15 protein-coding genes are annotated in these 17,776 nt (G+C 29.2%); 11 read left to right on the top strand and 4 right to left on the bottom strand.

Annotation, left to right across the window (positions count from 1 at the left end; genetic code table 11):
• The first annotated feature begins 71 nt into the window (after positions 1 to 71).
• The 9 genes from CUEA01_RS25015 (at position 72) to CUEA01_RS20700 (ending at position 10,020) form a co-directional block, all read left to right on the top strand.
• Positions 72 to 206 carry a hypothetical protein gene (locus tag CUEA01_RS25015; RefSeq protein ID WP_268906370.1) on the top strand — a complete coding sequence of 45 codons (135 nt, stop codon included), beginning with the start codon at positions 72 to 74 and terminating at the stop codon, positions 204 to 206.
• A gap of 17 nt (positions 207 to 223) precedes the next feature.
• Entirely contained in the window at positions 224 to 733 is a 510-nt protein-coding gene (locus CUEA01_RS20735) for a hypothetical protein (RefSeq protein WP_234123886.1), read from the top strand.
• A gap of 333 nt (positions 734 to 1,066) precedes the next feature.
• Complete coding sequence (locus tag CUEA01_RS20730) at positions 1,067 to 1,753, top strand: ABC transporter ATP-binding protein (protein WP_234123885.1); 687 nt, start codon at positions 1,067 to 1,069, stop codon at positions 1,751 to 1,753.
• Positions 1,754 to 1,872: 119 nt separating this feature from the next.
• On the top strand, positions 1,873 to 4,350 hold the full coding sequence (locus tag CUEA01_RS20725) for an ABC transporter permease (RefSeq protein WP_234123884.1): 2,478 nt from the start codon (positions 1,873 to 1,875) through the stop codon (positions 4,348 to 4,350).
• Positions 4,351 to 4,776: 426 nt separating this feature from the next.
• A complete protein-coding gene (locus CUEA01_RS20720; RefSeq protein ID WP_234124761.1) occupies positions 4,777 to 5,475 on the top strand; it encodes a response regulator transcription factor in 699 nt (232 codons plus the stop codon).
• A 1-nt stretch (position 5,476) separates the two neighbouring features.
• On the top strand, positions 5,477 to 6,715 hold the full coding sequence (locus CUEA01_RS20715; RefSeq protein ID WP_234123883.1) for a HAMP domain-containing sensor histidine kinase: 1,239 nt from the start codon (positions 5,477 to 5,479) through the stop codon (positions 6,713 to 6,715).
• A gap of 205 nt (positions 6,716 to 6,920) precedes the next feature.
• Positions 6,921 to 8,378 (top strand): leucyl aminopeptidase, encoded by a 1,458-nt coding sequence (locus tag CUEA01_RS20710; protein WP_234123882.1) that lies wholly within the window; start codon positions 6,921 to 6,923, stop codon positions 8,376 to 8,378.
• A 179-nt stretch (positions 8,379 to 8,557) separates the two neighbouring features.
• Positions 8,558 to 9,145, top strand: coding sequence for an ECF transporter S component (locus tag CUEA01_RS20705; protein ID WP_234123881.1), 588 nt, complete (start codon positions 8,558 to 8,560; stop codon positions 9,143 to 9,145).
• Positions 9,146 to 9,513: 368 nt separating this feature from the next.
• Positions 9,514 to 10,020: a GNAT family N-acetyltransferase gene (locus tag CUEA01_RS20700; RefSeq protein WP_234123880.1), complete on the top strand. Its 507-nt coding sequence runs from the start codon at positions 9,514 to 9,516 to the stop codon at positions 10,018 to 10,020.
• 111 nt (positions 10,021 to 10,131) lie between these two features.
• Here CUEA01_RS20700 and CUEA01_RS20695 read toward each other — a convergent pair whose 3' ends face one another.
• A complete protein-coding gene (locus CUEA01_RS20695) occupies positions 10,132 to 11,442 on the bottom strand; it encodes a helix-turn-helix domain-containing protein (RefSeq protein WP_234123877.1) in 1,311 nt (436 codons plus the stop codon).
• A gap of 272 nt (positions 11,443 to 11,714) precedes the next feature.
• Between CUEA01_RS20695 and cls the strand changes: the two genes are divergently transcribed.
• Both cls and lgt read left to right on the top strand, forming a co-directional pair.
• A complete protein-coding gene (gene cls, locus CUEA01_RS20690; RefSeq protein ID WP_234123875.1) occupies positions 11,715 to 13,184 on the top strand; it encodes a cardiolipin synthase in 1,470 nt (489 codons plus the stop codon).
• Between the two features lie 36 nt (positions 13,185 to 13,220).
• Complete coding sequence (gene lgt / locus CUEA01_RS20685; RefSeq protein ID WP_234123872.1) at positions 13,221 to 13,988, top strand: prolipoprotein diacylglyceryl transferase; 768 nt, start codon at positions 13,221 to 13,223, stop codon at positions 13,986 to 13,988.
• A 293-nt stretch (positions 13,989 to 14,281) separates the two neighbouring features.
• Here the strand turns inward: lgt and CUEA01_RS20680 are convergent, their stop codons facing one another.
• The 3 genes from CUEA01_RS20680 to CUEA01_RS20670 all read right to left on the bottom strand — a co-directional run bounded on the left by CUEA01_RS20680 (position 14,282) and on the right by CUEA01_RS20670 (position 16,922).
• The gene (locus CUEA01_RS20680; RefSeq protein ID WP_234123870.1) at positions 14,282 to 14,476 is read right to left on the bottom strand and encodes a hypothetical protein; all 195 of its coding nucleotides are present in this window, start codon (positions 14,474 to 14,476) and stop codon (positions 14,282 to 14,284) included.
• Between the two features lie 152 nt (positions 14,477 to 14,628).
• Positions 14,629 to 15,798: an acyltransferase family protein gene (locus tag CUEA01_RS20675; protein WP_234123869.1), complete on the bottom strand. Its 1,170-nt coding sequence runs from the start codon at positions 15,796 to 15,798 to the stop codon at positions 14,629 to 14,631.
• A gap of 158 nt (positions 15,799 to 15,956) precedes the next feature.
• Positions 15,957 to 16,922: a response regulator transcription factor gene (locus tag CUEA01_RS20670; protein WP_234123868.1), complete on the bottom strand. Its 966-nt coding sequence runs from the start codon at positions 16,920 to 16,922 to the stop codon at positions 15,957 to 15,959.
• Positions 16,923 to 17,776: the final 854 nt, after the last annotated feature.

Below are 17,776 nucleotides of genomic sequence, written 5' to 3'. Positions count from 1 at the left end.
GATGATTTTAGTTGTAACATATTTAAGGTATAATAGGTTTATTCATAGATTTTATACAAGGAGAGATATTAATGAAAGAATTTAATGTTACAGGTTTGTGCATACCTCAAAAGCATTACATGGTTGATATAAGCCTTAAATTACATAAAATCATAGAAATGGTTGATAAGGGAACTTATTTTACTATAAATAGACCAAGACAATAAAGTAAACTGGTATACAAATGGATGTAAAACTTTTATCAAGAGAGATAAGAAATTTTACCAGTGGATATCCATATCTTGTGAGTAGATTGTGCAAAAACATAGACGAATATCTTGATAAGGATTGGACATTAGAAGGACTTAAAAAATCTATAAAAATGACTTTAAATGAATATAATACTCTTTTTGATGATGTCATTAAAAATGTTGAAAATTATGATGAAATAAAAAAAGTTGTTTATGAAATATTAGTAGAAGGCAGAGAAATTCCATATAATTCTTTTGCATATGAAAAAGCAATTATGTATGGAATATTAGCGGAAAGTAATGGAAAGCTTGTTATGCATAACAAAATTTTTGAAACCCTTCTTTACGATTATCTCATTGCAAAGGGGAATGTTCAGGATATAGCAGGCGATATTACACAAATCGATAAGGGTGAAATAATAGATGCTGGAAAATTAGATATGGAAAAACTTCTTTTGAAATTTCAAGAATTTATGTATGCAGAGTTAGGAAAAAAGGAATAGATCAACTTTGTAGCTATATGAAAGAACAGGGAGTAGAAAAGGGATACCTGCTTACTTTTAATTTTAATAAGGGTAAAAAATACGAGAGTAATTGGCTTGATGTAGGGGATAGAAAAATATTTGAAGTGACGGTTTAAAGTGGTGAAGAATTAATTTATAATATTTTGGAATAAAAAAAGTTATCTTACTAATTAGTAAGATAACTTTTTTTATTGTAAGCCTTGAGTCATGGAGGTAAATCCGCTCACCGTATATAATAAAATTAAAGAAAAACACAATAGGTTATAAAGTTACAGTTACCTGATATAGATTTGAGGAAGGCGGAGAGGGAAAATGGAAATTTTAAAAGTAGAAAATCTAAATAAAATTTATGGAAAAAAATCAAATAGAGTAGAAGCACTTAAGGGTGTCAATTTATCTGTTAATAAGGGTGAATTTGTTGCTATTGTTGGTGCATCAGGTTCAGGAAAAAGTACACTTTTGCATTTGCTTGGAGGACTTGATAGACCAACTAGTGGAAAAGTTATTATTGATGGTGAAAATATCTATGAATACAAGGAAGAAAAGTTAGCTATTTTTAGGAGGAGAAAGATAGGTTTTATATTTCAATCTTTTAATCTTATACCAGTTTTAGATGTGGAAGAAAACATAGCACTTCCAGCTTTAATGGATAATGATAAGGTAGATAAAAAATATTTGGCAGAGATTATTGAGGTTTTGGGACTTACAGATAGAAAGACACATTTACCATCAGAGCTTTCTGGAGGTCAGCAGCAGAGGGTATCAATTGGAAGAGCACTTTTAAATAAACCTGCAATAATATTTGCTGATGAGCCTACAGGAAATCTAGATAGTAAGAATTCAAGGGAAGTAATAGAACTGCTTAAATTTACGGCAAAAAAATACAATCAAACTTTAATTGTAATTACTCACGATGTAAATATAGCGGCTTTAGCAGATAGAACAATCACTATTCAAGATGGTGAAATAATATCAGATGAATATTTAAAGAATAACTAAAAATAAATCACTTGAAACTTCAAAATTAATTTGTATCAAAATCACATCTTGGGGGCATTATGATGCAAGTTATTTTGGTAGTTGAACAGATTTATCTATAGCAGGGAGGATCGGTTAAAATGATTAAAAGCTATAAACAGCTTACAGGAAGGTATTTAAAGGCAAACAAGAAGAGAAGTGTTCTCACTATTATTGGAATAGCTTTATCAGTGGCTTTGATTGCTACCATTGGATTTTTTCTAAAAGGCATACAAGCAGCGGAAACTCAAACAATGATAGATAATTATGGTTCTTGGGAGGTATCTTATCAAAGGGTAGATAGCAGTTTGTTATCAAAAATTAAGAGCAATCCAAAAGTTTCTATGCTTGGGCTTTTTCAAAATGGAGATGAAATTAAACTTCAAAAAGGAGTCACCCTTAAGCAGCAAATTGTATCAGATGAAGCATTGAAACTATTGCCGTATAAATTAAAAAGCGGCAGGTTTCCAAACGGTGGAAATGAAATTGTAATAGAAAATTGGGTTTTAAAATATTTAAAAAGTGGCACTAAAATTGGAGATACAGTAAACTTAGGCAATAAAAAATATAAGTTAGTTGGAATTTTGCAGGATTGTATTCAAAGTCAGGATACAAATAAGGGAATAATGTTTTCTAAAACTAATAATATAGATTTGGGTAGAGCAACACTACTTGTAAGGATAAGTCCAAAAACAAATTTAAAGAAAGCAGTTAACGAGCTAAATACTTTGGCACCTAAAAAAACTATTGCAGATAATACGTATGTTATAGATTTAGAAGGTGGTGGAAATGATTCTAATAGTAAAGCTATGTATGGAACTGTTGGTGTAATTATTGCAATAGTAGTAATTGCAACTATTGCTGTAATATATAATTCCTTTCAAATAAGCGTCGTAGAAAGAATAAGGCAATTTGGGCTTTTAAGAGCTGTTGGTATGACGCCAAAACAACTTAGACGCATGGTTTTGGGAGAAGCTTCTATATTGGCTGCAATTTCTATACCAATTGGATTAATATTAGGGGTTATAGCAATCAATTGTATAGGAATTGCATTTAAATTAATAGGTGGAGATAATCTTACTGTAATGAAAATTTCTATATCATCGTCGGTAATTGTAATAAGTGCAGTAGTAGGAGTTATATCTGTTTATTTATCAGCAATGTTGCCAGCATATTTTGCGGGAAGAATTTCGCCACTTGTAGCCATAAGCAGTAGAGCGGCTATAACTAAAGAAAAAATAAAAAGAAGAAAAAGCACAGTATTAAAGCTACTCTTTGGTTTTGAAGGTAATTTAGCATCAAAAAATATTAAAAGAAATAAAAAAAGGTATAGAATAACAGTTTTTTCTATAGTTATAAGTGTAGTTTTATTTGTAACCTTTAAATCTTTCATGGACATGGCTTTAAATTTAAATGGTAGTTCAAATGAAGTAGGAAAAATGCAATTGACTATTATGAATAATGATAAATCTAATCAAAATGCTGGTATAGACGATGAAGTTATAAAAGCTGTTAGCAAATTAGACACTGTAAAGAATGTTTACAAATCATACAATGTGTTTTGGTTTAAGGAATATTTTGATACTAATATTGAAATTAACGATGTTAAAAGGCTTGGAAGTTTTTATAAAAGAGAAAATTTAAATGGTAAGGAAAAGACTATGTTTAATCAAAGTTCGGTCAGTGTATATGATGATAACTCTATGAAGTCGGCACAAAGCTATTTAGATAAAGGTAAAATTGATATAGATGAATTAAATAAAGAAAATGGAGTTATTGTTATAAATAAAAATAATATATATGATGCAAAAACAGGTAAAATGTACAAGTATAAAATTTTAAATATAAAACCTGGGGATGAAATATATCTTAAGTATCTAGATAAAACAAAAGGTGCTGAAGCTGCAAAAAAGGTTAAAGTAATTGCGGTTTTAAAAGATGACCCCTTCAATCCTAACTTTAGTCCTAAGGGAGTAAAACTTATAACAACTGAAAGTGTGATTAAAAACTTGACAGGTATTTCAAGTATTAAGCCAGCTGGAGCATATATTAGATTAAAGGATGCAAAATCAGTGGAAAGGGCACAAACTGAAATTGAAACGGCGATAAAAAGTCAGCCTAGTCTTAAGGTTATAAATGATGCTGATGTTAATAGAGAAATGAACTCTTTAACATTGATGATTGAAATATTAATATATGGTTTTGTAATTGTGGTATCTTTAATAGGAAGTGTAAATATAATAAACACCTTAACTACAAATATAATTTTAAGAAAGAGAGAATTTGCAACTTTAAAAGCTATAGGCTTCACACAAAAAGGTCTTAAAAAAATGATTGTTTTAGAGGGAGTTTTGTATGGAATAGTTGGTACTATATATGGTTCTATAATAGCATCAGGACTATCTTATCTTATGTATAAAAGCATGATAAGTATACAAGAGTTCAAGTGGAATATACCTTGGGAAGCCATTGGAATAGCAGGTGTAGCAGCAATAATTATAGGATATGTATCTGTTCTTTCACCTCTTTCAAGAATAAAGAAAGAAAATATAATAGAGACAATAAGAGAAGAAAACTAAAATTTAAGGAGTATTTCATTTAAGATGCCGAAATGAAATACTCCTTGTGCTATAATTGGAAATAGGATTTAAAAGCAGAGTACAGTTGACAGAGTACAGAGTACAGTTAAGGATGATTTTCTTCCGCTTTGCTACAGAAAATCTTAAAACTTAGTTTTTGATTGCTTACGCAATAATTTTAAGTTACGTATTAAATCAGCTTAGTGTGATAACACATTAGAAATTAATATATCACCATATATAATGATTTTTGAGGGGAGGAATTAGAGTATAAAGGATTGAGTGTAGAGTGTAGTGAAGTATGATTTAAAGCTTTTGCGTTTGGTAATCTTTGACGATAGCCCATTAAGTTTTAAGATTTTCTGCGCTAGTAGAAAATCAACCATCACTGTACTCCGTACTCTGTACTTTGTACTCTGAATTATGATGTTTAGAATATTATTAGTAGAGGATGATGAGTCTCTTGCAATGGGAATTGAGTTTACTTTGGAGGAAGAAGGCTACAAGGTTTTTAGAGCAGGAACCTTAGAAGAAGGTAAAAGAATATTTGAAACTGAAGCCTTAGATTTAATTATTTTGGATGTAAATTTACCAGATGGAAGCGGATATGATTTGTGTAAATCCATAAGAGCTAAAAGTGAAATTCCAATAATGTTTCTCACAGCCTTAGATGAAGAGGTAAATATAGTACTTGGACTTGAAATTGGCGGCGATGATTATATGACAAAGCCTTTTGGTGTGAGAGAATTTTTGTCTAGGATAAAAGTGCTAATAAGAAGAAATAAAAAAAATCATGACATAGGCACAAGGCTTGTAAGTGGTGATGTAAAGGTAGATACAGCAACAGCTGTTGTTACTAAAGGAGAAAATAAAGTTGTACTTACAGCACAGGAGTATAAATTGCTTTTGATATTTATGAATAAGTCTGGTGTTCTTCTTAAAAGAAGTGAAATATTAAAAGAGCTTACGGAAGATGATGAGGTTTTCTTTGATGAAAATACGCTTTCTGTTTATATTAAGAGGATTAGAGAAAAGATAGAAGAAGACGATAAAAAACCTAAATATATAATAACAAAAAGAGGACTTGGATATATGTGGAACAAGCCTGTTTTAAAGGAGAAATAATATGGAAGGATATTTTGTAAATCCAGAAATAAAGAAAAGCTCAATAGTGCTTCTTTGTATAAATTTTATATTTTTACTTGGTACTTTAACTGTGACGAAGATAAACACTGATAATTTAAAAAAAGGATATATAAGAACACTTGGGGTGGTAACTACAAAAATAGATGAAAAAAATCCAGAATTATTAAAAGAAATAGTACCAGAGGTAACAAAAAAGGTTTCGGATAAGGAAGCTCGTGATGGAATAAAAATTCTAAGGGAATATGGTCTTACAGATGATTTGCAGGATGATTTGTTCCCATATGTAAATGAAACTATTTTAAGAAATACTTATTATATTATTGCTATATTTTTAGTTATGGCGGTGGTGTTTTTTATTCTCAACTATTTGCAGTGTACTTACTTTTATAAAGGAATAAGACAAATTACTCTAGCTGCAAAAAAAGTAATAGAAGGAGAATATGATATCTCAATCCCGGAGGATTCGGAAGGTGATTTTTCAAAGCTTGCAATTTCTTTTAATTCTATGAGAGGTATAATTCGAAGTAATATAGAGGATTTAAAAAAGGAAAAACAATTTCTAGTAGATTTATTATCAGATATATCTCATCAATTAAAAACTCCAATTTCTTCAATGATTTTATACAATGACATTTTAACTACCAAAGAGCTTTCGAAGGATAAAAGGAATACTTTCTTAGAGAACAATAAAAAACAGCTGTACAGAATGAATTGGCTTATAAAAAGTATATTAAAATTAGCTAGACTAGATGCTAAGGCTATTGAGTTTTCAAAAGAAAATACAAGCTTAAATGAAACTATAGAAAACTCTATTGATGCTATTGTGGAAAAAGCTGAGGAGGCAAAAATAAAAATTAAATTTAATGGAGAAGAACAAATAAATTTTTTGCACGATAAAGAATGGTTTGAAGAAGCACTTATTAACATAATTAAAAACGGAATAGAACATACTAAGTTAGGTGGTAGTATAAATATTATGCTTGTAGAAACACCGGTTTATGTGAGAATAGAAATTGCTGATACAGGTGATGGCATAAGCAAAAAAGATTTGCCAAACATATTTAAAAGGTTTTATAAGGCTCAAAACTCAAAAAGTGATTCGGTTGGCATAGGTTTGGCTCTTTCAAAGTCTATTGTTGAGGCGCATAATGGAGTAATTGAAGCTAAAAGCGAAATAGGCAAGGGAACAATGTTTACCATTACACTTTTAAAGTATTAAAAAATTATTAAACAATATTGATTATTGTTTATGAAATGTGTAATAATACTAATAAGAAGAAATAAAGATAAACCACCTTGAAACTTGAAATTTATTTGTACCAAAATGCCGTCTCCTGGGCATTATGGTGCAAACAAATTTCAATAGTTGAACTGGTTTATCTATACTAATAAAAAATAGTTATAAGATGTAAGGGGGAAAATAAATGAAATTTTCAGTAAATACTATTGAAATTGGAGCATCAGATGTTGTTATAGTCCCAGTAATACAGAAAAACTTTGAAAAATCAGAGGGATTTGAAAACACAATTAAATATTTATTTGATACTAAAAAATTTAAGGGGGAAATAGGTGAAATTTTTAACTTATCTTCTTTAAAAGATGATAAATATGAAAATATAATATTTGTAGGACTCGGCAAGGAAAAGGAAATAACAGGTGAAAAAATAAGAGTTGCATTTTCAAAAGTGATTAAGAAATGTAGAGAATTTAAGGCACAAAAAATATTTATAAATAACTTTAATGTAGATGGCCTGGCTTATGCAGAAGCTATAAATGCTGTAATAGAAGGAACTGGCTTTGCTGCATACAAATTTGATAAGTACAAGAGTGATAAAAAAGTTGAAAAGGATATGGAGCTTTGCATAGGTAATGTGCCTTTGGAAAAGCTTGAAGAGGTTAAAGGTTATATTGACGAAGCCTCTGTATTAGTTGAAGCAACTCTACTTGCAAGAACTCTTGTAAATGAACCAGCAAATATTATGACACCAAAGGTTCTTGCAAAAGCAGCTAGTGATGCAGGGAAGAAATATGGTTTTGAAGTAGACGTATTTGATAAGGCTAAAATTAAAGAACTTGATATGAAAGCTTTTTTAGCAGTGTCATTAGGTTCAGAAAATCCTCCAAGGCTTATTGTAATGAGATATTCTGGCGATAAGGATAATAGGCAAGTATTGGGTTTAGTGGGAAAAGGACTTACTTATGATGCTGGTGGATATTCTATAAAAACTAGTGATGGAATGTCAACAATGAAGTCAGATATGGGCGGCGGCGCAGCCGTTATAGGAGCTATGAGTGCAATAGCAAAAATGAAGCTTAAAGTAAATGTTGTAGCAGTAATTGCAGCTTGTGAAAACTTAATTTCTGGGGGATCATATAAGCCTGGCGATATTATTGGTTCTATGGGTGGAAAGACAATTGAAGTTATCAATACTGATGCAGAGGGAAGACTTACGCTCGCAGATGCTGTTTATTATACTATTTCAAAGGAAAAGGTAACAAAGGTAGTTGACATAGCAACTCTTACTGGAGCAGCTTTATCTGCACTGGGAATAACAACTACAGCGGTTGTTACAAATAATAAAGAATTTTACGGAAAGCTAGAAGAAGCTTCTTATAAATCCGGTGAAAAAGTATGGATGCTTCCTGCTTTCGATGAATACAAAGAACTTATAAAATCCAATATAGCAGATCTTAAAAACATAGGTGGAAAATTTGCAGGAACAATAACAGCAGGTCTCTTTATAGGTGAATTTGTAGGCGATAAACCATGGCTTCATCTTGATATAGCAGGAACAGCTTGGAGAGACAGTGAAAAAGATTATTATTCTATTGGTGGAACAGGTGCTGGGGTTAGAACACTTTATTATTTAGCAAAATTATAAATGCCAAATATGCCTTAATATTGCCGTTGTAGATGATTATTTGATATGGTATAATGATTTAGAAAAAATACTATGCTTAAATAAAGCGGTATTCTTAGGAAACTACATTTTAAGCATACACAAAAATCAATATATTATTCGACTTATATCCTTAAGTGGAATGAGAACGGAGGGAAAAATTGAATAAAAATTCATTAACCAAAACAAGATTTGAGACAAGACAGCTAACAGTTGTTGGACTTCTTTCTGGAATTTCAATGGCCCTAGGGCTTACTGGCTATGGATTTATACCATTTCCAATTGCTCATGCAACAATTATGCATATTCCAGTAATTATAGGTGCAGTTCTAGAAGGACCTATAGTTGGAGTTTTAGTAGGACTTATGTTTGGAATATTTAGCATGATCCAAAACATTATGACACCTAGTGTGCTTTCATTTGCTTTTATGAATCCATTAGTTGCAATTTTGCCAAGGGTGCTTATAGGAATTACTGCTTATTATTCTTATGCATTACTTAAAAAGTTTAACGAACCAGTTAGGATTGGTGCAGCGGCGATAATTGGAACACTTACAAACACTGTTGGAGTTCTTTCAATGATTTATTTCTTATATGCTGAAAGCTATGCGAAGGCTGTAAAAATAAGTGTGAGTGGTGCTGCAAAGGCAATATTTGGTATAGCAGGACTTAATGGTTCTATAGAAGCTGTTGTTGCAGTTGTTATAACAGTGCCAATTATATTAGCTATAAAAAAGATAAGAAAATAAAATTTAGATTATAATTGCACAAACCTTTAGGGGGATGTGCAATTTTTTTGAATATAGTATAAAATTGAATTTTGCAGCATTATTACGAACTATTAAATTAGAGTAAAGAGTAGAGAGTAGAGTGAAGGAAGATTTTTTTCCGCTGTCGCTACGAAAAATCTTAAAGCTTATTTTTGATTGCTTACGCAATAGCGCCATATATGCTGCTCAGCTAAGCTGAGCAATATTTAAGTTTAAGATTTACCTGACGTAAGGAAAGGTAAATCATCCTTAACTGTACTCTGTCATCTGTACTCCGTACTCTGAAAAATGGTTCATAATGGTTAAGTATTTTAAATAAAAAAATTAATGGGGGGGGGCAATTTATCATGATACGTGAAGCAACAGAAAATGATTTGATGGGAATCTTGGAAATTTACAATGATGCAATAATTAATACTACGGCAATATATGCTTATGAACCTCATAATATTGAAGAAAGAAAAAATTGGTATAATGAGAGAAAAGAAAATGGTCATCCAATACTTGTATTTGAAGAAGAAAATAAGGTAGTTGGGTTTGCTACCTTTGAGCAGTTTAGAGCTTATCCTGCATTTAAGTATTCTTTGGAGCATTCAGTATATGTACATAAGGATTATAGAAAAAAAGGCATAGGCAAAAAATTACTGGAGGAATTAATTAAAATTGCTGACAAGATGGAATATAAAATCATGGTAGCGGCAATTGATTCAGAAAATAAGGGCAGCATAGAATTGCATAAAAAGTTTGGCTTTGAGTATTCTGGAACGATAAAAAAATCAGGCTTTAAATTTGGAAAATGGTTAGATCTTGTTTTCTATGAACTAGAATTAACAGGACCTAAAAATGCGAGGTAAGTGTATCTTAGGATATTAAATAAAATTAATAAATCTAAGTATTTCAAGAATATTTCCCTTAGATTTATTGATGCTATTTAATGTTCCAGAATCCCCTTACTTCGCATTATTTTAATAGAATTTAGCGGCGAATCTGCATAATTCATTGATTTTATCAGTCATATTGTGTAAACTATAAAAATTAATTAACTTATACATAATATCGTTTTCTAATTTTGCTTGTGAATTTGATAAAGAAAGAGCTTCGATTGTTATATCATTTATTTTATCTATAGAATCAGAAGACAAATACAAATCAATTAAATTTTTTAATATATCCCTGCTCATTATTGAAATATTTTGCTTTTTAGTGAATTTTAAAGCTTCTAAGTAGTACATCTCAGCTTTTTCTAAGTCATTAATGCTTTTGTAAATATTCCCAAGTTGGAAGTGTACTTCCGGAAGATAACAACTATTACTTCTTATAAGAGTAGGTAAATTATTAAGTGCAATTTTTAAGCTTTCAAGAACTTTTTCTTTATCATCTAAATTGAAATAACATTCCGCCAAATTTAGTAATGATATTACAATAGTATCCATATTATCTTGTTTAGATGCTGTTTCAAAAACGTTGATAAATATATCGCGAGCTTTTTCATATTCATTTAGATGAATAAAACAGGTGCCCTTGGTATTCCAAACCTCAATAAGCTTGTCTGCATCATCTTCGTCAAGCAATGTTTCTATAACCTCAAAATTTGTTATAGCTTTTTTAAAAAATCCAAGCTTTTTTAACGAAATTGAATTGTTAAACAAAAATGTTGCAGCAAATTTTTTTGGCATACTAGGAAAGTGATTAAGCGCAAACTCTCCACATTCAATACTTTCAGAATGTCTATTTATATATGCATATGCTCCTGATAACTTTTTTAAAATAATCAGAAGTTCTGGAGTATAATTAAGCTTATCCATAAAACTAAAGGCTTTTTCATAGTATAATGTACCTCTATGATAATCATTTTTGCTGCAAAAATAATCACCTACAATTTCATATAGCTGTATTTTTTTTTCTTTAATATCCCATTTTATTAAAAAAGCCTCGGCATTTTTTAGTTCTTCATTGAAGTTTTCACTTTTATAAGTAAAAAGACTTTTTAGTTCATTAATATGAGAATCTAATATTTTGCTTGCTTGAGAATATTCACTTTCTAATAAATAATCAACAGTTTCGGTAATATCAAAATTGTATTTTTGGGAAAGACTTTTTAAATTGTCGAGTATTATTTCAGCAGTATTTTTCGTAAGTTTTACCTTACCAGTTTCAATTTCGCTTATTAGATTTCTAGTTATTTTGTCACCAGAAAGTTGCTCTTGATTTAATTTATATTTCTTCCTTAGCAATCTTAATTTTTTACCTGGAGACAATACTTCGATATACTCCATGTTAAAAACTCCTTCGTTATGTAAAAATAATATTCAATGTTTATAATATCATTTATGTAATTTGGTGTAAATGAATTTTAGCCATATTACAGAAAACTATTTCACAATTTGGATTTATTATTTTTTTAATATGCCTTAATAGAAATTAATGCATTTATTTATAGTAACATTTTCAATAGATGTAATATATAATATTAGTAATTTTAATATTTTTATGTTAAAATTTTATATACGATTGCGAAATGGTAACAATATTCAAAGGAGGTGTAGTAATGAAAATTTCACCTATTCCTGTTACTGTAGGTATAATTTATTTTATTAATTTCTTGTCAATTATAATTACAATTTACGTTGAAAGAAAGAAACCACTAACTGCTACCGTATGGATATTGGTGCTTACGTTAATTCCCGTGCTTGGATTTTTGTTGTATTTTACTTTTGGTAGAAATTTAAGACCTAATCAAAAAAGAATATTTAAGTTAAAAGGTGATTATGATGCTTTATATAATAAGTGGCTTATAGAGGAAAAGTATTTACTTAAAAATGATGATAAAGTATTTAATGATAAAAATATGTTAATGTATAAAGATATTATAGAAATGAACATAAATTCAAGTAGAAGTATATATTCCCAGGATAATGATGTTGATATATTTACAGATGGAAAAAGTAAATATGATTCACTTCTAAGGGATATAGAAAATTCTAAGGAAACAATAAACATTTTATATTTTATTATTAAAAATGATGATATAGGTAAAAAGCTTGTAGATGCACTTACGAAAAAAGCTAAAGAGGGCGTTAAGGTAAGAGTACTGTATGATCACATAGGGAGTTTTCATACGCCTTCAAGAATGTTTAACAAACTAAGGAAGGCTGGTGGAAAGGTTACAAGATTTTTCCCAGTTAGTTTTGGAACTTATTGTAGAATAAACTATAGAAATCACCGTAAGATAGTCATAATAGATGGAACTATTGGGTACGTTGGCGGAATAAATATAGGTGATGAATATATGAGTAGAGGAAAAAGCAAGAAGCTTAGGCCGTGGAGGGATACTCATCTTAGGGTTGTAGGTACTGCTGTTGCATTTCTACAAGAAAGATTTTTGATGGATTGGTATTATGCTGCAAAAGATGAAAGTATAAATGAAGATAGCATGTTAAAGAAATTTTTTAGTAATAAAGGTGGCAAAGGTAATATAGGAATGCAGGTAGTTGCAAGTGGTCCAGATTCTAGCGGCGAACAGATAAAAATGGGATACATTAAGATGATTAATTCTGCAAAGGATAGGGTTTATATTCAAACTCCATATTTTATACCAGATGATTCATTTTTAGAAGCAATTAAAATATCAGCTATGTCTGGAGTTGATGTAAGAGTAATGATACCTTTAAAACCAGATAAGAAGTTTGTATATTATGCCACGACTTCATATATTAGAGATTTACTTGAGTATGGTATTAAGGTATACTTGTATAAAGGTTTTCTACATTCTAAAACTATAGCTATAGATGGAAAAGTAGCTTCAATTGGTACAGCAAATATGGATATAAGAAGCTTTTCACTTGATTTTGAAATAAATGTGTTTATTTATAATACCGAGTTTTCAAAAGGATGTATGAAAATTTTTGAAGAGGATATGGTAAACTCAGAAGTTATGACAATTGAAAGATATAAGTCAAGGGGCATAATAGCTAAAATTTTAGAGGGATTTAGCAGGCTTTTTTCGCCTTTATTATAAAAAATTGTGATTAAGAAGAGAATAGGGAGTGAAGTAATGAATTCAGTTGCATTTTCAATTTTTGGATTTAGTATTAAGTGGTATGGTATATTAATAGCCACTGGAGCACTTTTGGGATTTTTTATTGCTAGTTTTAACTGTAAGTTTAGAGACATCGATTATGATACTATAATAGACATTGCACTTCTTTCATTGGTTATAGGTGTAATAGGAGCTAGAGTGTATTATGTTATTTTTCAGTTTAACACATACAATGGAAATGTTTTAGATATGATTAACATAAGAAAAGGTGGTCTTGCAATACACGGAGGACTTATTTTTGGAATAACAACTGCTTTTATAATGTGTAGACATAAAAAAGTAGATTTCCTTAAAGCTGTTGATACAGTTGCTCCTTCTATAATAATTGCCCAGGCAATGGGGAGATGGGGAAACTTCTTTAATCAAGAAGCACATGGTGGTCCTGTAAGTCAGGCTTTTATAAGTCACTTTCCTAAGTTTATTCAAACAGGAATGTATATAGATGGTACATACTATCAGCCAACATTTTTATATGAATCTTTATGGGATTTTGTGACTTTTTTAATATTAATGTTTGTAATAAGAAAGTGCAATAAAAAAGGAATTGTATTTTTCTTGTACATAGGTTTATATTCTGTAGGAAGATTTTTTATAGAAGGACTTAGAACAGATAGCTTAATGCTTGGACCTATAAGGGTTGCACAGCTTATGAGTTGCATAGGTGTGGTAGCTTGCATTGGATTTATATTATTTAGCTATAGAAAAGAAATTGTGAAGAAGTAATCTTACTTCAAATTATAAAATTATTGCGAACCATTAAACCAAAGTACAAAGTATAAAGTACAGAGTACAAAGAAGGATGATTTTCTGTAGCAAAGCTACAGAAAATCTTATAACTTATTTTTGATTGCTTACGCAATCGCGTCATTACTGTTGTCAGCGAAGCTAACAACAGTTAAGTTTAAGATTTACCTGACGTAAGAAAAGGTAAATCATCCTTCTTTGTACTTTGTACTCTGTACTTTGATTTAGTTCGCAATATTTATTTAGTGTGACAACCGCTTGTTTATAGAAGATTATTTGTTTTTTTTGGCATTTTTGGAGTCAATAAATACACCAATAGCTAATCCTACACACATACCTGTTGACATATATGGTAAAGCATTATGAAAAAAAAACTGACCAATAGCCAATCCAATACTCATGCCTAAGCATAATCCGGTTGCCATATATTTTCCGTTTTTCATTTCGTTATTATTTTTGCTATTCATGTATACTTCCTCCTAGCGATTTTTTTACGATAAAAGAATTTAAAAAAGTTGAAAATATTGATATATTTATTATACAATGGTAAGGCAAAAGTTTACAATGGAGATGTAGAAATTTAATTGTAAATAAATGGTTAAAAATATCAAATTAGCCTTTATATTATTCTTTTTATGATAGGCAGCTTCCTAAACATTGAAGCTACAAAATAAGTTACTAATATAGAAAGAATACTAACCAATAAAAACTTACCTAAAGCCCCGCCAATGTCTATTTTATCAAGACTGTATTGTATGCTTAGGACTATAGGAAAGTGAAAGATATATGCCGCATAAGAATTTTTAGCTAAAAACCTAGATTTAGGTGTACTCAAATTAACATGTTCTCTAAAAAATACTATTAGTCCAAAACATAAAAATGCACACATAAAGGACTCATAAATAGCCCAGTTTGAAAAAAATATGTTTATAATTTTAGGTGCAAGCTTGTATGAGTATATGATAATAGCCATTATAATACCTAAAATTAGTGCTAAATAGCCCGCCTTTTTACTAATTTTCGTAAACCAATTTTTTCTATAAGCAACTACTCCAGTGACAATAAGTATTATATATTGTGGTAAATGTGCAATTTCAGATTGTATAAAGCCGAACAGTGCAATCCATTTATCTATGGGATACCATATTCTAACTACTGCTGATGATACTGCTATAAGAAGGGCTATAATTAATATTGAAAAAAATTTAAAATCCTTTGTATCATTTTTTATAGTTTTTTTGAAAATTAATTTTCTTATAATAAAATAGAAAATAGAAAAAACAAGTAAATTTTCAACAAACCAAAGATGTCCAAAATTCATTTCTGGATATGTGACACCTGAATTTGTTTTGTACCAATTAGGTTTGCTACAAAGTCCTAAATATATGTTTTGAAAGTATTGAAAGAAATTCAAAGGTCTATTCCCACTATAATGCATATAATAAAAATACATCTCTAAAGGAGAAATGACTAAAAGACCTAATAATACAGGTATTCCAAGTCTAATAAGTTTATCTTTCAAAAAACTCATATTGTCTTTTCTATCATAAGAACCAGGTAAAAAATATCCTGCTATCATAAAAAATAATCCCATGAAGAAGGAAGCATTTACAGGAAAAAATAATCCAAGCCAAGGAAGGTTTTCATGCAAACTGCTTTTATATTGCCAAAATCCGCCTGTTGGACCATAAGCTTGCCCAACATGATGTACAATTACTAGGATAGTAAGAAATACTTTTAAATTATCAACAAAGAATAGCCTTTTGCTTTCTTCTTTTATATTAGTCAAAAAATTCACTCCCATCATAATTTTTAAAACTCATCTATAGATATACCGGCTCAACCATAGATGATTTTCAGTTTCAACTATAATGGAATTAAGTACTAAAGGAAATAGTATAAACGTACTATTTTTATCTGTAGTATACTTGTACTAAAAATAAATTTCTAGTGATTATGATATTTTGTAGAAATTAAATTTATTAATTCATATCTGTTTTTTATTCCTGTTTTTTTATAGATATTATATATATGATTTCTCACTGTATTTGCAGATATAAATAAATTTTCTGCTATTTCTTGATTACTAAGGCCTGATGATACTAATTTTGTAATCTCTATTTCTCTTTGAGTTAAATTATAAGTATTAGAAAAGTCATCAAAAAAATGAGTTTCGTTGGATATTTTTTTTTGTTCAAATTCTGCTTTAATTAGAATATTGGGAGTTTGTTGTAAATTTTTTTTGACAAAAATAAGTGCTGAAAGATTGAATAAAAAATATTCTATAGGTGAATATGCAATTGGAAGACTAGAAAAATGCCAATATTGAAGCACATTAGTAAGTATAGACATTGGTGTTATTATGCAAGTTAATATTATGAGCACTTTAAGGAATTGCCTAATTGAATTATTAAACTTGTCTAAATTATTTATAATAAAAAACACATCATAAATAATACCTATAGATGTAAATATATTAGGTAGAAAAAAGCATGAATGCACTGCGGCTAATTCTGAAATCAATTGTAAATGGTATAAAATATATAAGCTACTTATGGAGATTATAAAAAAAATAGATGATAATCCGAAATAAATAATTTTTTTATGTTTTGATATTTCAATGTTTAATATCGAATAAGCTGAAAGCGTAAAAAAATAGATTATTAAAATGCCAGATAGTGTCAACCCTAATATTTTAACTATATTCATCCAAAATGGGAACCTATGAATAAAAATATCAGTATAAAAATTTAAGTTGTCAAAAAATAAAAAACTGGTAAAAGCTATATCAGCTATAAGTATATATTTTACATAAAGACTTTTAGTTTTTATATAGAAAAATAATCCTAAAGTAATGGCACCTATACCAGAAGTATATGATATAAAATATAAAAATAATAAAAGATGTTTCATAATAACCTCGTAAAAAAATAAGTTGTGTTTGTATTAAATTTATCATAATTGCAAGGGAATGTCTATGATTTGATAGGGAAGCAGAATGGAAATAAAAAATTGTTTAAATACAAATTTTAAATATTGCGAACCAAAAATCAGAGTACGGAGTACAGAGTACAAAGTACAGTGAAGGATGATTTTCTTTCGCTTTGCTACAGAAAATCTTATAACTTATTTTTTGATTGCTTACGCAATTTTAATATTTCTTGTTTTTATATTAAAATTCCGTAGGCACACTAATATCTTTAATTAATTTATGTCTTTGAAATGGAGCACTAGAAATTAATAATATAGGTTCAAGAATTTTAATGGGCTTAAACCCAAGCCTCTGGTAAGTGTTCTTTCCTTTAAAACCATGTACATTGCGAAGTAAGTGTGTTGTAGGATGATTTAAATAAGATTTATTAATTTTATTTAATATCCTGCAATACACTTACTTCGCAATAATTTTAAAGTATGCATTAGCTAAATATACTAAATTGATAATAAAAAATAAACTATGCTTGCATATTGTAAAATTATTTGAAACATGATAACATATTAATAAAAATATGCATATATAATTAATAAAATACTAATTAATTGTGAAAAATTAGATAGGAGGATACGCACGAGCTTTGCCTTGGAAATATTAATATTTAGCGGATAATTATACACAATCAAAAATGTTTCCATAATTAGCTTGTTGATTAATGTTTAGCTTTTGTATATAATACAAGCAGTGAATAAATATTAATGTAAATGTGAATAAAAATACAAAAAATACATTTATAGATATACTATTAATTTTGAAGTTTTAGGCGGTATATCTC

This window comes from Clostridium hydrogenum, assembly GCF_021432385.1.
In the GTDB taxonomy this organism is placed as follows: Bacteria; Bacillota; Clostridia; order Clostridiales; family Clostridiaceae; genus Clostridium_S; species Clostridium_S hydrogenum.
Note: the sequence above shows the minus strand (reverse complement) of the source record. Positions and strands in the feature narration are given on the sequence as shown.

Excerpts from the sequence above, each read along its gene's own strand:
- CUEA01_RS25015 (WP_268906370.1), top strand. The coding sequence starts at position 72 with ATGAAAGAATTTAATGTTACAGGTTTGTGCATACCTCAAAAGCATTAC.
- CUEA01_RS20735 (WP_234123886.1), top strand. The coding sequence starts at position 224 with ATGGATGTAAAACTTTTATCAAGAGAGATAAGAAATTTTACCAGTGGA.
- CUEA01_RS20730 (WP_234123885.1), top strand. The coding sequence starts at position 1,067 with ATGGAAATTTTAAAAGTAGAAAATCTAAATAAAATTTATGGAAAAAAA.
- CUEA01_RS20725 (WP_234123884.1), top strand. The coding sequence starts at position 1,873 with ATGATTAAAAGCTATAAACAGCTTACAGGAAGGTATTTAAAGGCAAAC.
- CUEA01_RS20720 (WP_234124761.1), top strand. The coding sequence starts at position 4,777 with ATGTTTAGAATATTATTAGTAGAGGATGATGAGTCTCTTGCAATGGGA.
- CUEA01_RS20715 (WP_234123883.1), top strand. The coding sequence starts at position 5,477 with ATGGAAGGATATTTTGTAAATCCAGAAATAAAGAAAAGCTCAATAGTG.
- CUEA01_RS20710 (WP_234123882.1), top strand. The coding sequence starts at position 6,921 with ATGAAATTTTCAGTAAATACTATTGAAATTGGAGCATCAGATGTTGTT.
- CUEA01_RS20700 (WP_234123880.1), top strand. The coding sequence starts at position 9,514 with ATGATACGTGAAGCAACAGAAAATGATTTGATGGGAATCTTGGAAATT.
- CUEA01_RS20695 (WP_234123877.1), bottom strand. The coding sequence starts at position 11,442 with ATGGAGTATATCGAAGTATTGTCTCCAGGTAAAAAATTAAGATTGCTA.
- cls (WP_234123875.1), top strand. The coding sequence starts at position 11,715 with ATGAAAATTTCACCTATTCCTGTTACTGTAGGTATAATTTATTTTATT.
- lgt (WP_234123872.1), top strand. The coding sequence starts at position 13,221 with ATGAATTCAGTTGCATTTTCAATTTTTGGATTTAGTATTAAGTGGTAT.
- CUEA01_RS20680 (WP_234123870.1), bottom strand. The coding sequence starts at position 14,476 with ATGAATAGCAAAAATAATAACGAAATGAAAAACGGAAAATATATGGCA.
- CUEA01_RS20670 (WP_234123868.1), bottom strand. The coding sequence starts at position 16,922 with ATGAAACATCTTTTATTATTTTTATATTTTATATCATATACTTCTGGT.